The following is a 16,250-nucleotide window of genomic DNA, read 5'->3' as shown; positions in this document are numbered from 1 at the left end:
CGTGCCCGGACCGTCCACGCCCGGACCGCCGGACCGAGAGCCCGGACCGTCCACGCCCGGACCGCCGGACCGAGAGCCCGGACCGTCCACGCCCGGACCGCCGGACCGAGAGCCCGGACCGTCCACGCCCGGACTATCGCGGTCGATGCGTCGGCGGATCCGTGTCGCGATGCGTTCGCGCAGCCGTGTGCCCTTGCGGTGCGCGCGGAGTTTGTCTTCGGCGGACCTGGGCGCTGGCGTTGGGGTCCGTTCGGGCGCGGGCTCCAGTTCCGCTCGGGTGACGGCCTTCATCAGTGTGCTGGTCGCGGCGTCGAGGTGGTCGGTCGCCTCGACGACCGGGTCGGTGCCTGTTCCGGCAATGGGGCCTACTGCGGCCGGCAGGGTGGGCTGGTCTGCGGATTCGGGCGTAGTGGTGCCGTGGCGCGTGACGATGATCCCGAGGTGGACGGCGCCGGCCAGTGCGAGGGGCGCGATGGTGCTCAGGGCTCCGACGGCGGTGTCGCCCAGTTGCAGGCTGTCCGCTTGTGCGGCGGCCTGTTGGTTCAGGCGGACGGCGTGGGCGGCGTTGGCCCACACGCTGGTGCCGGTGGCGCTGGAGAACAGCGCCCAGGTGTAGGCGCGAGCGGTCCAGGGTGCTTCCCGCAGGATCACCAGCGCGCGGACGCCGTAGCCGATGAAGCCGTCGACGACGACCGGGAACAGGTAGGAGAGCTGTCCCCGGACGTGGATCGCCTGTGCCATCTGCTGGAGAGCGTCGTAGGAGAGGGCGAAGCCGAAGGCGCCGAGCACGCCGATCGCCGCGAGGTCCCAGGGGGATACCCGGGGTCGGCGGTTGATCACGCGGCGACCGCCAGGCGCGTCGTGGGGACCTTACGCAGCTCCTTCGACAGCGTGATCTCCTGGTGGCGCATCGAGGCGGGGATGCTCTCCAGCTGGGTGTTGGCCCGGCTGCGGCGCTTGGCCGCGGCCTTGTAGCCGATGCCCAGTGCTTCGGACCAGACGGCGAGCGGGATGCCGGCCTCGATGGCGACGCGGACGACCGCGCGCTTCTCGCGTTCGGACAGACGCGGGCGCTGGGTGCTGGTCAGGGTGGTGCGGACACGGTCGAGGTCGAGTCGGCGGTCCTCGTGGTAAGTGACCATCTCGTCGAGCTGGTCTTCCATGTGGCCTCCGCGGATGCCGTCGCGCACGCCGCACTCGACGGCGTCCTGGAGGCACTCGCTGCGGACCGGGCACTGCCGGCACAGGGCGAGGGCCTGGCGGTGGCCGGCGACGCGGGGCGGGGCGAAGAAGATGTCGGGGTTGGGGATTTCGGCGCACTCGGCCTTCAGGCGCCAGCGGGGGTCCGGGCGGTCCGGGCGGTCCGGGACGGTGTAGGCGGCATCGAGGTCGGCCGCGACAGCAGCGGTGGTCGTGTTCATTCGGGGCAGGTCTCCGGTCGCGCCGCCGGATCGGCGGGCGGGCATGGCGGATCCCGGGGGCGGCTCGGCCGGCCTCGCGCGGGAGCGCTGGGTGTACGGGGATCAGAAGAGGGGGGCGCGTCGCCGATCGGGTCCGGCGAGGACTGCCTTGTGGCACATCTGGCGCAGGCGGCTGGCCGTGCGGTCGCCGAGCAGGCCGGCCAGTTCGGCCGGGGTGATGTTGCTCGTGATGATGGTCGGCAGCTGCTGCTCGTACCGGTGGTTGATCAACCGGTACGTCGTCTCCTCGGTGAACTCCGAGGCCCGGCCTGCGCCGAGGTCGTCCACGAGCAGCAGGGGGGTGCGCTCCAGGTCTCGCATCTCGCGCTCGGCGTCCGCGCCGGGGCGCGGTCGCATCATGGCGTGCAGGCCGACCGAGGTGATCGCCTGCCAGCGCAGCCGGACGCCGGCGCCGAGCAGGGAGCGGATCGCACCGTACGCCTGGTGGGTCTTGCCGGTGCCGGTCTCACCGAGCAGCAGCAGCGAGGAGGCGCGAGCGATGCCGAGCTGCCCTTCGGGGCCGCGGCGGGCGGCTTGCTTGACGTGCTCGACCCAGGCAAGGACCTGCGGGTCGTCGGCCGTGGCGTCGTGGAAGCGGGGCGGGATCCGCGAGGCGGCCAGCTCCAGGGCGTCCCGGTTGTTGGGCTGCGGGACGGCGGAGCGCTCGGGCACTCCGATCACGGCGGGGTCGACGCCGAGGCGCGCGAAGCGGTCGACGATGCCCTGCAGGCCGGTGCCGGCCCGGCGCGGTTCGCGGTCGCGGCCGGCCATCACAGCTCCCCGGTGTAGGCGGCGGACCCGCCGGTCGGGTTGGTCCACGCCCGGTACGGCGCGCCGGCGCTGCGGGGGCGGCCGGGGGTGAGTGCTTCCTGGACGAAGCCCTCCAGTGCGGAGGGGTTCATGGGCTTGTGGGCCAGCAGCCGCAGGCCCGCCCGGACCTGCTCCTGGCTGTAGCCGGAGGCAAGGAGCTGCTGCACCTCGCGCCCGAGGTGCCCGCGAAAGCGCGGGCTGGGCGGCTGCGGGCAGGTGCGGACGTATTCGGCGACCAGAGCGTTGGCACCGGTGGTGTGCGGGTGCATCGCGGCAACGCGCTCCGCGTCCGGCCCCTCCACCGTGCAGTCCTCGGCGGGCGCGGCGCAGCCGCCCCCCGGAGGGGGTGATCCAGGATCCGTGATCCTGGATCCCTTCGTGGAGGCTGTCGTCGAGGGTGTCGTCGAAGGGTGCGGGGTCTGCTCTTCGGCGCTCTCGGTGTGTCCGGCGGTGTCCTGGTTCCCGGTGCCGGGTACCTCGCTGGAGAGGTGCTCGGGGTTGCGGTCGGTCGCGGCCTTCCTGCGAGCGCGGGCAGCGGGGGCCGGCCGGTCGAGTGCGGCTTCCTGGGTCTGGTGGAGCGGGCAGGGAGCCAGCCTGCTCTGGCTGGGGCGGTCGATCTTCTGGTGCTTGTTGAAGGTGACGATGTGGAGGAGTTCCTCGCCGTCGTCAGCAGGGTTGAGGTAGCGGCAGACGAGGCCGACGTCGGCCAGCTGGCTCAGGTCCTCCTCGACGCGCTCGGCGGTGTGGACTCCGCCGTCCCAGCTCTTCTTCCTCTTCCAGATGAGCCCGCGAACGATGCCGGCGTCGTCGATGATCCGGCCGGTGTCGTCGACGTAGTTGAGCATGTATATGAACGTCCGCTCGGCGCTGAGGGAGACCTCCGCCAGCTTGGCGTCCCGGGACATCTCAGGCTTGTGGGTGCGGATGCGCCCGTCCTGGACCGCCATCACGCCGCCTTCGCGAGCGCGCCGGCCGGGACCACGGTTCCGGTGGCGAGGTCGACGTCGTGCTGGTGGCGCCAGTCCAGGGAGGGGAGGTCTCGGGCGACCCAGTGGGCCACCGCCTCCTCGACCGCGAGCGGCAGTCCGACGGGCATGTGGGCGCGGTCGTAGGCGCGGGCCAACCACAGACCGTGAGGCTCGGACACCGAGATCCGCACGACGTCGGCGTCCGGGGCGACCCGTCGGAGACTGTCCGTGACGGCGTGCCGGGTGCCTTCCGACATCCGGTCCAGGACTGCGGGGTGGTGCGCGGCGGGTCGGCCCTGTGCCGCTCCGCCTGTACGCAGAAGCGCAAGCATGGTTCACTACCTTCTGTGTGGTAGCAGGCTGGCCGGGCTCGTCCAAAGGCAGGCCGCCTGCGGGTTGTGTCGAACGACTCACACGGTGTTACGACAGGCGCTCGGAGTTCCAGCTCCGGGCGCCGTCGTCGTTTCCGCCCCGACCCTCGGGGCTCAGTCAGGGTCGCCGCCCTGAGTCACCACCGACCGCTGCCGAGATAGCGGCGGCGAGCGACGGCGGCAGGCGATGTCACTGTTCGTACAGGCCGCACCTTGCGCAGGTTTTCACCCACCGTGACAGCCGCCGCCGGGAGGTCGGCGACTTGCGGAGCGACCCACGCCGGAACCGGCCATATAAATTGTTCCGCCATCGAAATGTGACCCCCCGTCAAAAATGCAGCGCAGGTCTGCACCGCCGGGGACGACAATAGGTAGCCACCTGGATACCGGTCAACGAATTCGCGGGATCTACGCGGGTAGCGCGACCGGTTTTCCAGAGGCTGGAAAATGATCTTGGAATGCCGGATGGAATCACCCTCCGCAAGGGGGCGGGCAGCCAACGCACACATCACGACCTGCAATCCTCACAGTGAGCAACGACCCGACTCCTGCAACTCTGAGTGACGTGACATAGAACACTGGGTAAGGGATCTTGATCGATTCGACGACCGGAGACCCCTATATGCAAAATCGAAGTCGCCGATTCGAAGGCCGGTATATTCCATAGCCGAGCCCCCGGGTTCGCATGAATACCAACTTCGAATGTTCAGGGTTGAACAATGCGTGCGATTGCTGTGAAAGAATTCGGCGGCCCCGAGGTCCTGGAGCTGTGCGAGATACCCGAGCCCGAGATCCGGCCGGGCCGGCTGCGGCTGCGCACCATCCTCGCCGGCGTGAACTTCGCCGATATCCACCTGCGGGAAGGCACCTACCCCGCGCCGATGCCCTGCCCGTTCGTCCCGGGCAACGAGGTCCTCGGCGAGGCCGAGGACGGCCGGCGCTACGTGGCCCTCGGCAAGGGCGGCGGCTACGCCGAGGTCGTCGCGGCGCACCGGAAGCTGGCCTTCGAGGTGCCCGACGGCGTCAGCGACCACGACGCCGTCGCGCTCATGCTCCAGGGCAACACGGCCTGGCACCTTCTGCACACGGACCTCAAGCTGACAGCCGAGGACACCCTGCTGGTGCCCGCCGCGGCAGGCGGCGTCGGCTCGCTCGCCGTGCAGCTCGCCAAGCGCACCGGGGCGAAGGTCGTCGCCATGGCCGGCACCGAGGACAAGCGCCGGATCGCCCTCGGCCTCGGCGCCGACGCCGTCGTCGACTCCTCCACTACCGAGGACCTCGCCGAGCGGATCGTCGAGGCGGCCGGCGGGCAGGTCACCGCCGCTCTGGAGATGACCGGCGGCGATGTCTTCTACGCCACGCTCAACGCCCTCACCCCCCGCGGCCGGATGTCCGTCTTCGGCGCGGTCACCGGCGTCGAAGGACTCGTCCCGATCACGCAGCTCGTCGGCCAGAGCAAGTCGGTCACCGGATTCTGGCTGCCCTCCCTCTACCCGTCGCGCACCCACATCAACGACTCAATGACCGCGCTGTTCGACGCCGTCCAGGAAGGCTGGCTCAAGCCGCTGCCGGGCCCCGTCTACAAGCTCGGCCAGGCCCGCCAGGCGCACACCGACCTCGCCGCCCGCCTGACCTCCGGCAAGGTCGTCCTCAACGTCCGCAGCTGACCCCAGGGTCACCCACTCCTCGCCTGGCCCCCACCGCGCGGGCCAGGCGACCTCCCAATCGCGACCCGGAAGGGCACGACTAACCCTCTGGGGGAACCTACACATGACCATCAGCACCGCGCACGAGGACAGCGTTCCCGTGCACCGTCAGGGCAGCACGCAACCCGCGAAGTCCGGCTCCCTCGCCGCCCGCGCCTACGTCGTCCAGCAGGCGCTCGCCCAGCTTCCGGGCCATGTCCACGCACTGCGGGACATCGCCCGCGTGGCCAAGCTGCCCGAGGCCACCACCCACCGCATCCTGCAGGACGGCGTCGACAAGCACATCTTCGAGCAGGTCGGCCGAGGCATGTACCGGCTCGGCACCGGCACCGCCCGCGCCGGCGTCCAGGCCATGAACCGCCTTCCGGGAGCCACCGGCACGCACACCTACCTCGTCCGGCTCCACCAGGCCACCGGCGGCCTCGCCCTCCTCTACGTCCTTTCGGCGTTCGGCGGCGCGAAGCGCCTGTGCACCGACTACGAAATCGGCGGCATGGACCCGGCAGAGGTCGGCATGACGGCGGAGGACGTCGTCTCGGTCTCCCGGTCGCTGCGCACCGGGGCCTCCGGCCGGGCGATCCTCGCTTATCTGCCGCAGGACGCCCGCGAGCAGGTCCTCGCGGAGGAAGTGCCCCCCACCGCGGGCCCCGGCGTGATCAGGGACAACCAGCAGCTGGCCGACTCCCTGCTCGTCATCCGCGAACGCGGCTACGCCATCGGCCGCCAGGAGTGCATGGCGGGATGGGACAGCGTTGCGGCCCCCGTGTTCTGGCGCTCCCAGGTCATGGGCTCCGTCCTGCTGCTGAAGCCCACCAGCACGATGCCGGAAGACCTGCGCCCGCTGATCCACCACACCCTGCGGGCCGCCAAGGACATCAGCGACCTGACCACCACCCCGGTCTCCGCCGTTCTCTAGCCCCGCCAAGCCGTGTCGGCCGTCCCTTCGAGGGGAGGGGACGGCCGACGCCACCCTCGGCGTACCCGCTGTCACACCGTGGCCGGCTGCCGCCGCCCGCGCATCGCAGCCCGGGCCCGCGCCGCCCCGGCCGCCGTGTACGGCTCGCCGCTGCCGATCCCGGCGACAACGCGGCCGGAGCGTCCCGAGCACCGCCCGCACAACCCCGGCCTGCTCATCGGAGCCCGGCAGTTGTCGCACTCGTGCTCGCACACGGGCGCCAGCGACTCCGCCCGGCGGATCGAGGGCGGCATCTTACGCAGGAGCCGATCGCGCACCACCGCCGCTGGGGAGAAGATCTGCCCCGGCAGCCCCGGCAGCAGCGCGGCGGCCAGCTCCGCCGGACCGCAGCCCACCGCCAGCCAGCGCCCCACCAGCGGCGCCAGCTCCACCACCTCCGCCTCGCCGAGCCGCAGACGCGGCTCGTCCTTCAGCACCCGGTACAGAGCCAGGGCCGCCGCCTGCATCGGTCCCTCCAGGTCCTCGATCGAAGCCTTCGCCCTCCCGCCCTCTGCCTCCGGGCGCCGCGCTGGCGACGCGGAAGGCTTCCGGTCACCTTCGTCGCCACGGGCGGGGAGGGAGGGTTCTTTCTCCAGTTCCTTTAGTACAAGGACGCCAGCACCACCGGAGTCCGGCACACCGGACGCCGGACGCGCCACACTCGGCCCCACCTGCGGCTTCGTCGCCTCCAGTAGCTCCTCGGCAGCCTTCAGGCCAGGGAGCTGCGGGGTGTCGTAGACGTGCGCCTCGCTACGGATCCGCCCGTCGGCCCCGCGGATCTTGCGAACCACGTAGTACCCGGCCTCGATCAGCTCCTTCAGCGCCTTGCGGACCGCCGCCCGGCTGTCGGGGCCCGAGTCGGCCATCTGCCGGGCGTCCTCGCGCCAGCGCTTGGGCCGGGACAGAAGGTCGCTGAGCAGGCCGCGGGCGGCCATGGTCAGCCGTCGGTCCTGGAGAATGGAGTTGGGCAGCACGGTGAAGTTGCGCGCGTGGGCGCTACGATGTACCTGCATCGGGAGTCGCATCTCCTGTTGCCGGACCCCGGGGTGTTAGCGCACCGCCGGGGTCACCTGTATTTGATTGGACTACGGAACGTAGCACAGACAAGTCCCATCACCGGAAGCCCAGTTCGAGCGACCTCGATCACAGTCCGGGCACGCGGTTGCGGTCCCTGTGGCGGGAGCTGCCCACACTGCTGGACTGCACACCAGCTTCGGGCGTCGGCCCTCGCTCGCTCTGCCAATAGAGCGACAGGGCTCGGGAAACCAGCTCAGGGACTCCCACGGTCTCAATACCGAACTGGTGGTAGTAGGCGGAGCGGCCTTGGAGAAGCACCGAGGGCAGTACGCGCCAGGCTCGGGGTCGTCGCGATGCCTTGGGATCACGTGCGCGTGGAGGTGCGGGACCGCGCTGCCCCGAAGTTCGTAGTTCATTTTGGCCAGTCGCAGGCACTGCTCGATTGTGCGGCCTGCGCAGAGCACCTCGGCGAAGAAGCCGATCGCCTCGTCCGGGGCATACTGGGTCGGCTCGGAGACGTGCGGTCCGTTCCAGATCGCCACGGCGTATCCGCGCAGGAGGACCCAGTTCAAGCAGACATCGGCGTAGCTGCCTTTCAGGGTGTGCACCCCGTACCCGCTGTCTTCCAGACCCCGGTTGGCGTACATCCCGCAGTCAAGACCGGCCGTTCGGTCGGTCCAGTCGGCGGGCCAGGTGGACTCGTTCATGACCCCTGCATGGCTCGCCCCACCTCTGCCGAGCGGGCACGGTCGCGGAAGGGACCTGCAGACAGTGACGCACTGTCGCGTTGTGGTTCGGATCAGCTGATTTCGGCTCTAATCTATGACCACCTGAATCCCCATCAGCCGGAGGACTTGACGTGGGCGTGAAGCAACAGAGCGATTGGGTGGTCGCCGCTGCGGACCAGGTGATCGCCGAGGGCAAACGCCGTGGCGGGGCTCCGCTGGTGTGCGCATCCGGAATTAGTCCGTCCGGGCCGGTGCACCTGGGAAATCTCCGCGAGATCATGGTTCCGCACTTCGTGGCGGACGAGATTCGGCGCCGGGGGCTGGAGTGTCGGCATCTGTTGTCCTGGGACGACTACGACCGGCTCCGCAAGGTGCCGGCTGGCGTCCCGGCCAGCTTTGCCGAGCACATCGGACGACCCCTGACCGCGGTGCCCGATCCCTGCGGCGAACATGACAGTTGGGCGGAGCACTTCAAAGCCCCACTGCGTTCGGCCCTCGCCCAACTCGGCGTCGAGGTTGAGGAGATCAGCCAGACGCAGATGTACAAATCCGGGGCCTACCGCGAGCGGGTCGTGCACGCGATGCGTCACCGACAGCAGATCGACGGCGTCCTCGGGCGGTACCGGACGAAGAAGACCGACGTCGAGGTGGAGCAGGACGAGGAGGACGTGGCTGCCGGCGGCGCCGGGGGCTACTACCCGTATCGGCCGTACTGCGAGGTCTGCGGCCGGGACTCCACAACGGTCACCAGCTTCGATGACGCCAGTACGGCCATGGAATATCGGTGCGAGTGCGGTCACGGAGGCGGATTCGCGCTGGCCGAGACCGATGGCGGGAAGCTGGTCTGGAAGGTGGACTGGCCGATGCGCTGGGCCTTCGAGGGTGTGACCTTCGAGGCCGGCGGTGTCGATCACTCCTCGCCGGGCTCGTCCTTCACGGTCGGGTCGCAGGTGGTGCGCGAGGTCTTCGCCGGACTTCCCCCGTCCTACCTCGGGTACAGCTTCGTCGGGATCAGTGGTATGGCCAAGATGAGCAGTTCGAAGGGTGGCGTGCCCACTCCGATCGACATCTTGGAGGTGCTGGAGCCTGCGGTGCTTCGCTGGCTCTACAACCGGCGTCAGCCGCGGCAGTCGTTCCAGATCGCGCTGGACGCGGAGATCCTGCGGGTCTATGACGAGTGGGACGCGCTCGGCCGCAAGGTGGCCTCGGGTACGGCCACGGACCTTGAGGCAGCGGTGCGGGCCCGTTCGGTGGGCCCGGCGTCCGGTCCGCTTCCGACCACGCCCCGCCCGCTGCCTTTCCGTACGCTGGCCTCGGTGGCGGACGTCGCGGCCGGCGACCCGGAGCAGACTCTTCGTATCCTGCAGGACTTCACCGTCGAGGAGCCGCTGGCGGGCCTGGACGAGGCCCGGCCTCGGCTGGACCGCGCGCAGGCGTGGGTCAGTACCTATGTCCCGGCCGAGGACCGGACCCAGGTACGCACGGAGCCGGACCGGGAGCGGCTGGAGCAGCTGTCGGCGGCGAAGCGGGAAGCGCTGAAACTGCTGCTGGACGGTCTGGACGGGCACTGGTCGCTCGATGGGTTGACGTCGCTGGTGTACGGGGTGCCGAAGGTCCAGGCGGGGCTGCCATTGGACGCTCCGGCGTCGCCGGAGCTGAAGGTGGCCCAGCGGGAGCTGTTCGTGCTGTTGTACGAGCTGCTGGTGGGGCGGGACACCGGTCCGCGGCTGCCCACCCTGCTGCTGGCGCTCGGGGCGGAGCGGATCCGGTCGCTGCTGACCGTCGCGTAGTGCGGGAGGCCGGGGCCGTGGTCGCCGGCCTTCTCGCACAGGCGGCCGAGGGCCGGGCCGGAGCGTGTTGCTCCGGCCCGGCCCTCGGCGTCGGGTCAGGCTGCGGGTCGGAGTCCGGTGCGGGTGAGGATCTCATCGGCGACCTCGGCGGCCGGACGGTGAGCGGTGTCGATGTGCTCGGCGAAGGCCGGTTGTCGCAGGGCTTCGAGGCAGCGTTCGACCTGGTTGCCCTCCCAGCTGAGCGGGCCCCACTTGTCCGGGCCTTCGCCGCGCTCGCGCAGACGGGCGCGGATGACGGCGGGCGGGGCGAGCAGGGTGAAGTGGTGCACGTGGTGGCCTGCCTCGTGCAGGGGGCGAACGATCCGGTCGAAGACGGTGTGGCGGGCGATGGTCATCGGGACGATGACCGGGCGGTCGTAGGCCCGGGCGGCCTGGTCGAGCATGCAGTGGGTGAGCGGCGGCCAGAGCGGTTCCAGCTCGAACTCCTCGGTGCGCAGGGCCTCGGGGAGCTGGTCCCAGAGCATGTGGCCGATGGCCTCGGGGTTGATGACCAGGGCCTGGGGCAGCTGTTCGGCGAGCAGGGCGGTGGTGGTGCTCTTGCCGACACCGAACGGGCCGTTGACGAAGACGAACACGGTCGGGACCTTTCTCCGTCGGGCGGTCAGAAGAGTTCGACGTAACGGTTCGGGTAGGCGCGGGCGTCGTAGCGCAGGACCAGCACGGTGTAGCGCTGGTGGGCGCGCAGGGTGTTCGTGGCGTGCTTGATCTCGCGAAGGCGTTCGGTCATGGCGGTGCGGACGGCGGGGTCGGTGTTGCCGCTCTGCTCGCACGCGCGGTCGACGGTGGAGCGGCAGTAGTGCTCGATGGCGGCGGCGGGTTCGGCGGTGAGGGTGTGGTCGGCCTGGTGGAGGACGTCGAGGCCGGCGAACAGGGCGAGAGCCTGGTCGCGGGTCTCCATGGGGCTGGTGATGCCGAAGACCTCGCGGCGGACGGCTGCGGCGTGGTCGGGGAGTGGCTCGGAGGCCCAGAACGGGGCGGCGAGGACGTATCCGCCGTCGTCGAGGAAGCTGAGCAGCCGCGTCGCCATGGCGGGCGGGTCGGGGAAGAAGCCGAGGGCGGCGCCGACGGCGATGTGGCTGAAGGTGTGCTCGGGCCGGTAGGTGGTGCCGTCGGCCTGGTGGTAGGTGAGGCGGAGAGTGGGGTCGAGGAGGCGGTGGTTGTAGCGGGCGAGGGCGACCGAGTCATGGCTGAGGTCGAACCCGGTGGCGGTGCAGCCGGTGAGGCGGGCGAGTTCGCGGGAGGTGAAGCCGGTGGTGCACGCGGCGTCGAGGAGGTGGTACTGGGGGCCGAGGCGGGAGTGCAGCGCCCAGGTGTTCAGCGTGGCGTGGGCGCCGGGCATGACGTTGGTCTGGTTGGTCATGGCGACGAAGTCGGGATAGCTGGCGGCCCGGACGGCGTCGGCGGACCTGGGCGCCGTGGGCAGGGGCCATGTGGTCGCGATGGTCATGGGGTCCTTTCGGTGGTACGGGCGGGAGTGCGGCGCTGGGCCGGCACGAGGGCGGGGCGCAGGTCGGCCAGGCGGGTGACGCTCATGCCGAAGCCGACGCACGGGGGCAGTGCGCTGTCGAACAGGTCGATGACCTGCTGGTAGGTGCGGTGGGCGAGGTGGCGGTCGGCCGTGAACTGGGTGGCGAAGGCGGCGGCCAGGCGGGCGGGGTCGCGTTCGTTGGCGGCGATCTCGGCGAGTTCGAGGCCGTCGGCGTAGAGCCAGACGCGGTGGGCCCGGCGGCCGGTGCCGGCGATCAGGGGGGAGGCGGGGCCGGGGATGTGGGTGATCGCGGTCAGGCCGCGCAGGTGCTGCCGGACGCTGTGGCGCCACAGGCGCCGGGCGAGGCGGTCGGGCTCGTCGGTGTGCTCGGCGGTGTACGGGGTGCGCTCGGCGGCGAGGGCCCGGACGGCGGTGGTGTCGGCGGGGTGGATTCCGGTGATCTCGGCGAAGGCGTCGTCGAAGGTGCGGCGGGCCAGCGGCGCGGCGATGCCCGTGGTGGCGGTGACAAGGTCGGCGAGGTAGACGGTGGCCTGGTCGAGAGTGAGGTCGGCGGCGTACGCCTCCAGCATCACGAACTCGACGGCGGACCGGCCGCGTTGTCCCTCGTTGCGGAAGCTCGGGCCGATCTCGTAGCAGCGGGTGGTGCCGGCCGCGATGACGGCGAGCAGGTCGAGTTCGGTGGTGACGCGCAGGTACTGGCGGCGTCCGGCGGCGTGCGCCCAGGTGGTGAACGGCCGTGCTGCACCGCCGAAGAAGCCGTCGGTGAGGACGGGGCTCATGGTCTCGCGGAAGTCGGCTGCGGCCAGGTACGCGCGGAGCGGGCCGAGGAGTGGAGTGAGGGGGGCGGCGGACGGTAACGGTGGTGGGGCACCGGGCTCGTGGCGCTCCAGGTGGCGGATGAACAGGGTCGGGCGGCCTGTGCGGCTGGTGGAGCAGGTGCCTCGGGCAGCGACGAGATCGCCGGTGTGCAGGGCGACGGCGGGGTCGAAGGCGAGTTGGGCGCTGTGGCGGTCCCAGGTGAGGTCGGCGAAGACGACGTGGCTGTGCGCGCGGACCGCGGTGATGCGCCCGGACAGGGTAAGGACTTGGCCGGGAGCCGGCCAGAGGTCCCAGTCAGCGAGCGGGAGCGGCTCCAGCGGGTGTTCACGGGTTCGGGAGCGGCTACGGGGGGCCGGGGCGATCGGGTCGTAGGAGGCGGTGAGGGTCAGCAGCAGGGTGACCGGGTCGTCGGTTCGGGGGTCGAGGAGCCAGGCGGTGCGGCGGATCAGGTCGCGGTGGAGGTGTTCGTCGGTGTCGGGGAGCAGGCGCAGGAGGTGGAGGACCGCGGCGGCGCGCAGGGCGGTCAGGCGGCAGGGGATGGTGGCGGTGAGCGCGTGGGCGGTGGCGGCCAGGCGGGCGGGGTCGGCGGGGCCGTAGGGCCAGGGCGGTCGGCCGGGTTCGGCGGCGGCGGCGAGGGTGTGGTGAAGGATGTCCCGTTCGCGCGGGCCCCGGGCGGGCGGGTCGGCGTGGAGGGTGACGGCGGGGTGGGGGCCGTGAGCGAGAAGGCGGGCGATGCCGGCCAGGAGTTCGTCGGTGCCGTCGGCGGGGTGGGTGGTGAACAACACCGCGGCGGCGCTGAGCAGTTCGGTGGGCGCGTCCCACGTCGTGGGTGTTGTGGAGCGGTGCGTGGCGGCGATGGTGTCGGCCAGGGTGGCGAGGGTGGTGGTGGTCATGTCCTCTCCGGTTCGGTCGGGCGGGGGTGCCACCAGGTGACGGGCGGGTCACCGGGGCCGAGTGCGGCGACGAACTTGGCTGCCTCGGTCGTCCCTTGGGCGAGCTCGGAGTCGTAGGGGGTGCCAGCGGCGTGGTGGGCGTCGCGGATGCGCTCCCGGACGGCGGGCGCGATGACTGTGCCCTTGGGGGTGGCATGCCGGTCGAAGGTGTGGACGGGCTGGAGGAGGAGGAAGGTGGAGGCCGAGCCTCGGGTGGAGCGTGGGGAGGTGTCGGGATAGCAGGGGGCGAAGACGACGAGGAACCAACGGATGCCGGCCAGCCGCAGCCACCAGCCGTCGGCACCCGCGTGTGCGAGTTCGGCGGCCGGGTCGGCGCCGGTCGCAGCCAGCAGGCCGGTGACGGTCTTCCGGACGGTGGTGACGACGGCGTCGAGGGTGGCACCGAGGCCGGGGTCGGTGAGTTGGAGGACGAGGCCGTCGAGTTCCTCGTCCTCGACGCGGCGCGCGAAGTCGACCAGGACGGGCCCGGCTGCCAGGCCGGCCTCGAACGGCTCGGTCCCCGGGTAGGCGGGAGCGGCCTCGATGCGGGCCCGGGCGGCGAACGGGCAGGCGGATCCGCGGCGGATGGGCTCGAAGCCGTTGTCAGCCACGGGCGGCCACCGCCCAGGCGTCGAGGTGGCTGCGCGAGGGCACCGGGCCGTCCGCGCCCTGGTACTTCCCGGCGTACAGCTGGTCGATCTCCCCGAACGTTTGCCAGAAGCTGACCTGTGCCACGGGCATGCCGGGGTACAGAAGCGTCGGGAGAGTGGCGTACAGCTGGAGGGTGGAGCGCCCGTAGAAGCCGAGGTCGATGAGGTCGGCGGTGCAGTGGGCGAACGTCCCGCGGCGGGCGAACCCGGACTTGGCGTGCACGATGGGTACGAGCGCGTCGCTGCCGAAGCGTTCGACGGTGTGGCCCAGGACGAAGTCGCCGCGCTCCAGGCGGTACCCGGTCGACGGGATCTCGCGGTACTCGACCTCGGGCTCGTGCCTCGGGTCCAGGACCTCGTCGAGGTAGACGCCGACCAGGCTGCCCAGCGCCAGGTCGTAGCTGTTGGTGGTACACCGGGCCGGATCGAACGGGTCGATCCTGATGCGGCCCTGTTCGACTTCCCGGGCGATCTGGGGTCCGGTGAGGATCACGACGGCGCTCCGATCATCGGCGGCTGGGTCTCGCAGGCGTGGTTGAAGAGGGCGTAGGTCGCCAAGGTGGGTCGGATGATCCCGGTGTTGTGCCAGAAGGAGACCTGGCCCGCGACCATGCCTGGGTAGATCCGCATCGGCAGGGCCGCGACGATCTCCAGCGTCCAACGGTGACAGGACGTGGTGTGGCCCAGGTCGGCCGACAACTGGAGAAACAGCCCGCGGCGGCCGTTGCTGCTGCATCCGATCAGCCGCATAGCGAACAGGCTGCTGCCGATCACCTCCTCGGTGTGCCCGAGGTACATGCGATGCGGCTCCAGCTCGAACCCGCCCTCCGGCAGCTCGACGCCCGTCCAGATGCCGGCAGCATCGTCGAAGACCTTGAGCTCGCGGCCCAGGTGGTAGTTGATGCTGTTCGGGTTGACGCCGGCCCGGTCGTACGGGGAGAAGACGATCTCACCCCGGCCGATGAACCGCCGGATCGCCTCGCCGGTAAGGATCACCGGTCCGCCTCCCGCTCGACACGCATCGGCAGGAAGATGGCGGAGCGGATCACCTGCGAGGGTTTCCAGACCACTCCGTCCTCCGCATGGAGCCGGCAACCCCACCGGGCGACGGCACGCAGCACTGCGGCGGCCTCCATGCGGGCCAGCGCGGCACCGAAGCAGGCGTGCGGGCCGTAGCCGAAGGCGACGTGCGGGTTCCGCCGGCCGGGACGGAACTCCTGCGGGCCCTCGAACACCTCCGGGTCACGGTTCGCGGACGCCTGGAGCAGGACCAGGCGACGGCCCGCCGCCACCGGGATGCCGAGAACCTCGCAGTCCTCCGCGGCCGTCCGGGCGGTGATGAGCGCCGGGCCGTCCAGGCGCAGGACCTCCTCGACGAAGCCTCCGACGGCCTCCGCCGACCCGACTGCCGCCCGGGCCTCCCCCGGGTGACCGGCGATCGCCCGGAGGACCGCGCCGATCAGACCGGTTGTTGTCTCGTGGCCGCCGATCAGCAGAGCGATCAGGTTGGAGACGGCTTCTTCGAGCGTGAGGCGTTCACCCTGCTCCTCCACCTCAACCAAGGCCGAGACGATGTCGGCGGACGCATGGCTGCGGCGTCGCTCGACGAGCCCGCTGAAGTAGTCCCACAGGCCCGCCCATGCGGCGGCGAGCCGCTTCTCCTGGCCGTCGGTGAGGGTCGGCTCGGTCAGCAGGATGACGTCGTCGGACCAGCCCTTGACGAGCTCCCGATCGCCTTCCGGAATGCCGAGCAACGCGCAGATCGTGTGGACCGGCAGGGGCTCCGCGACGCTGCGCACCGCGTCACCTCCGCCGGCCATCACGAACCGCGAGACCAGCGCATCTGCCGCCGCCGCAATCTGCGGTTCCAAGGCGGCGATGCGGCGCGGAGCGAACGCGCGCGCCAACAGGCCCCTCAACCGCGAGTGCTGCGGCGCATCCGCGTAGAGCACCCAGGACATCACCGGCTCCATCGCCGGACGCAGGTCCGGGTTGATCTCGTCCAGCAGGCCGGCAGCGGTCGGCGCGCAGACGAACTCCGGGCGCCTGAGCAGGTGGCGCACCTCCCGGTAGCGGGTGAAGACGAGCCGTCCGCTGCCGAGCTCCGGACAGTCGATGGCCCGGGGGCCGTCGCCCAGGGCCACGAGCGCGGCCTCCCGCTCCGGACCAGTAGTGAGTGCTGCCAAGACGGTTGTCTGATCCATGTGTGCTCCCGTCCGCCCGGAAGTCCGCGAAGAGCCGCCCCGGCCGCGTCGCAGAACGGACGTCGTAGCACCAGGGACGAGCCCGCGAGCAGCAACCAGGCTGTGGTGTAGCGAGGTTCGATGGGCCGAAGGGGGGCGCCTCTCCGCGTAGGCTGGCGCGCGGCCCCGTTTCCGACCGTGAACCGATGATGACGCTACGTCAGACTAACGGCAAGAGGGTCGGAAAGGAAACCCTGTCCTTTTCGCTGAACCGGCATATGCGAGCACCTGTCCAAGCGCTAGCCTTTCCCG

General features: G+C 71.0%; 16 protein-coding genes. 3 read left to right on the top strand and 13 right to left on the bottom strand.

What is annotated here, in order from left to right; genetic code table 11:
* The 5 genes from ABT263_RS08505 to ABT263_RS08485 form a co-directional block, all read right to left on the bottom strand.
* Positions 1-840, bottom strand: an 840-nt coding sequence (locus ABT263_RS08505; RefSeq protein ID WP_352288957.1) for a DUF2637 domain-containing protein, incomplete at its 3' end; no start/stop codon positions are given.
* Positions 837-1,421 (bottom strand): WhiB family transcriptional regulator, encoded by a 585-nt coding sequence (locus ABT263_RS08500; protein WP_352288954.1) that lies wholly within the window; start codon positions 1,419-1,421, stop codon positions 837-839. The genes ABT263_RS08505 and ABT263_RS08500, both read right to left, overlap by 4 nt.
* A gap of 102 nt (positions 1,422-1,523) precedes the next feature.
* Positions 1,524-2,231: an ATP-binding protein gene (locus tag ABT263_RS08495; RefSeq protein ID WP_238863344.1), complete on the bottom strand. Its 708-nt coding sequence runs from the start codon at positions 2,229-2,231 to the stop codon at positions 1,524-1,526.
* The gene (locus ABT263_RS08490) at positions 2,231-3,217 is read right to left on the bottom strand and encodes a hypothetical protein (RefSeq protein WP_352288951.1); all 987 of its coding nucleotides are present in this window, start codon (positions 3,215-3,217) and stop codon (positions 2,231-2,233) included. Before ABT263_RS08490 ends, ABT263_RS08495 begins: the two co-directional genes overlap by 1 nt.
* Positions 3,217-3,495 (bottom strand): hypothetical protein, encoded by a 279-nt coding sequence (locus tag ABT263_RS08485; protein WP_352288948.1) that lies wholly within the window; start codon positions 3,493-3,495, stop codon positions 3,217-3,219. The genes ABT263_RS08490 and ABT263_RS08485 overlap by 1 nt, the downstream gene beginning before the upstream one ends.
* A gap of 848 nt (positions 3,496-4,343) precedes the next feature.
* Here ABT263_RS08485 and ABT263_RS08480 point away from each other — a divergent pair.
* Positions 4,344-5,276, top strand: a complete 933-nt coding sequence (locus tag ABT263_RS08480; protein WP_352288945.1) for a quinone oxidoreductase family protein — start codon at positions 4,344-4,346, stop codon at positions 5,274-5,276.
* A 103-nt stretch (positions 5,277-5,379) separates the two neighbouring features.
* On the top strand, positions 5,380-6,231 hold the full coding sequence (locus ABT263_RS08475; protein ID WP_238863340.1) for an IclR family transcriptional regulator: 852 nt from the start codon (positions 5,380-5,382) through the stop codon (positions 6,229-6,231).
* Between the two features lie 71 nt (positions 6,232-6,302).
* Here the strand turns inward: ABT263_RS08475 and ABT263_RS08470 are convergent, their stop codons facing one another.
* A complete protein-coding gene (locus ABT263_RS08470) occupies positions 6,303-7,295 on the bottom strand; it encodes a hypothetical protein (protein WP_352288942.1) in 993 nt (330 codons plus the stop codon).
* A gap of 851 nt (positions 7,296-8,146) precedes the next feature.
* On the opposite strand from ABT263_RS08470, the gene lysS reads away from it, so the two are divergent.
* Complete coding sequence (gene lysS / locus ABT263_RS08465; RefSeq protein WP_502885773.1) at positions 8,147-9,805, top strand: lysine--tRNA ligase; 1,659 nt, start codon at positions 8,147-8,149, stop codon at positions 9,803-9,805.
* A 95-nt stretch (positions 9,806-9,900) separates the two neighbouring features.
* Here lysS and ABT263_RS08460 read toward each other — a convergent pair whose 3' ends face one another.
* Genes ABT263_RS08460 through ABT263_RS08430 form a run of 7 tightly spaced genes read right to left on the bottom strand, consistent with a single transcriptional unit; the run spans position 9,901 to position 15,818 of the window.
* Positions 9,901-10,440 (bottom strand): P-loop nucleotide/nucleoside kinase family protein, encoded by a 540-nt coding sequence (locus ABT263_RS08460; protein WP_352288936.1) that lies wholly within the window; start codon positions 10,438-10,440, stop codon positions 9,901-9,903.
* A gap of 26 nt (positions 10,441-10,466) precedes the next feature.
* Complete coding sequence (locus tag ABT263_RS08455) at positions 10,467-11,312, bottom strand: class I SAM-dependent methyltransferase (protein WP_352288933.1); 846 nt, start codon at positions 11,310-11,312, stop codon at positions 10,467-10,469.
* Complete coding sequence (locus ABT263_RS08450; RefSeq protein ID WP_352288930.1) at positions 11,309-13,066, bottom strand: amino acid--tRNA ligase-related protein; 1,758 nt, start codon at positions 13,064-13,066, stop codon at positions 11,309-11,311. Before ABT263_RS08450 ends, ABT263_RS08455 begins: the two co-directional genes overlap by 4 nt.
* The gene (locus ABT263_RS08445) at positions 13,063-13,716 is read right to left on the bottom strand and encodes a hypothetical protein (protein WP_352288927.1); all 654 of its coding nucleotides are present in this window, start codon (positions 13,714-13,716) and stop codon (positions 13,063-13,065) included. Before ABT263_RS08445 ends, ABT263_RS08450 begins: the two co-directional genes overlap by 4 nt.
* Entirely contained in the window at positions 13,709-14,248 is a 540-nt protein-coding gene (gene dcd / locus ABT263_RS08440; RefSeq protein WP_352288924.1) for a dCTP deaminase, read from the bottom strand. The genes ABT263_RS08445 and dcd overlap by 8 nt, the downstream gene beginning before the upstream one ends.
* Positions 14,245-14,751 (bottom strand): dCTP deaminase, encoded by a 507-nt coding sequence (locus tag ABT263_RS08435; protein WP_352288921.1) that lies wholly within the window; start codon positions 14,749-14,751, stop codon positions 14,245-14,247. The genes dcd and ABT263_RS08435 overlap by 4 nt, the downstream gene beginning before the upstream one ends.
* Complete coding sequence (locus tag ABT263_RS08430) at positions 14,748-15,818, bottom strand: cytochrome P450 (RefSeq protein ID WP_352288918.1); 1,071 nt, start codon at positions 15,816-15,818, stop codon at positions 14,748-14,750. The genes ABT263_RS08435 and ABT263_RS08430 overlap by 4 nt, the downstream gene beginning before the upstream one ends.
* Positions 15,819-16,250: the final 432 nt, after the last annotated feature.

The sequence above is a fragment of the Kitasatospora sp. NPDC001603 genome (genome assembly GCF_040298365.1).
Lineage (GTDB): Bacteria > Actinomycetota > Actinomycetes > Streptomycetales > Streptomycetaceae > Kitasatospora.
The sequence above is the reverse complement of the archived record's forward strand: the minus strand, read 5'-3'. Positions and strand labels throughout refer to the sequence as shown.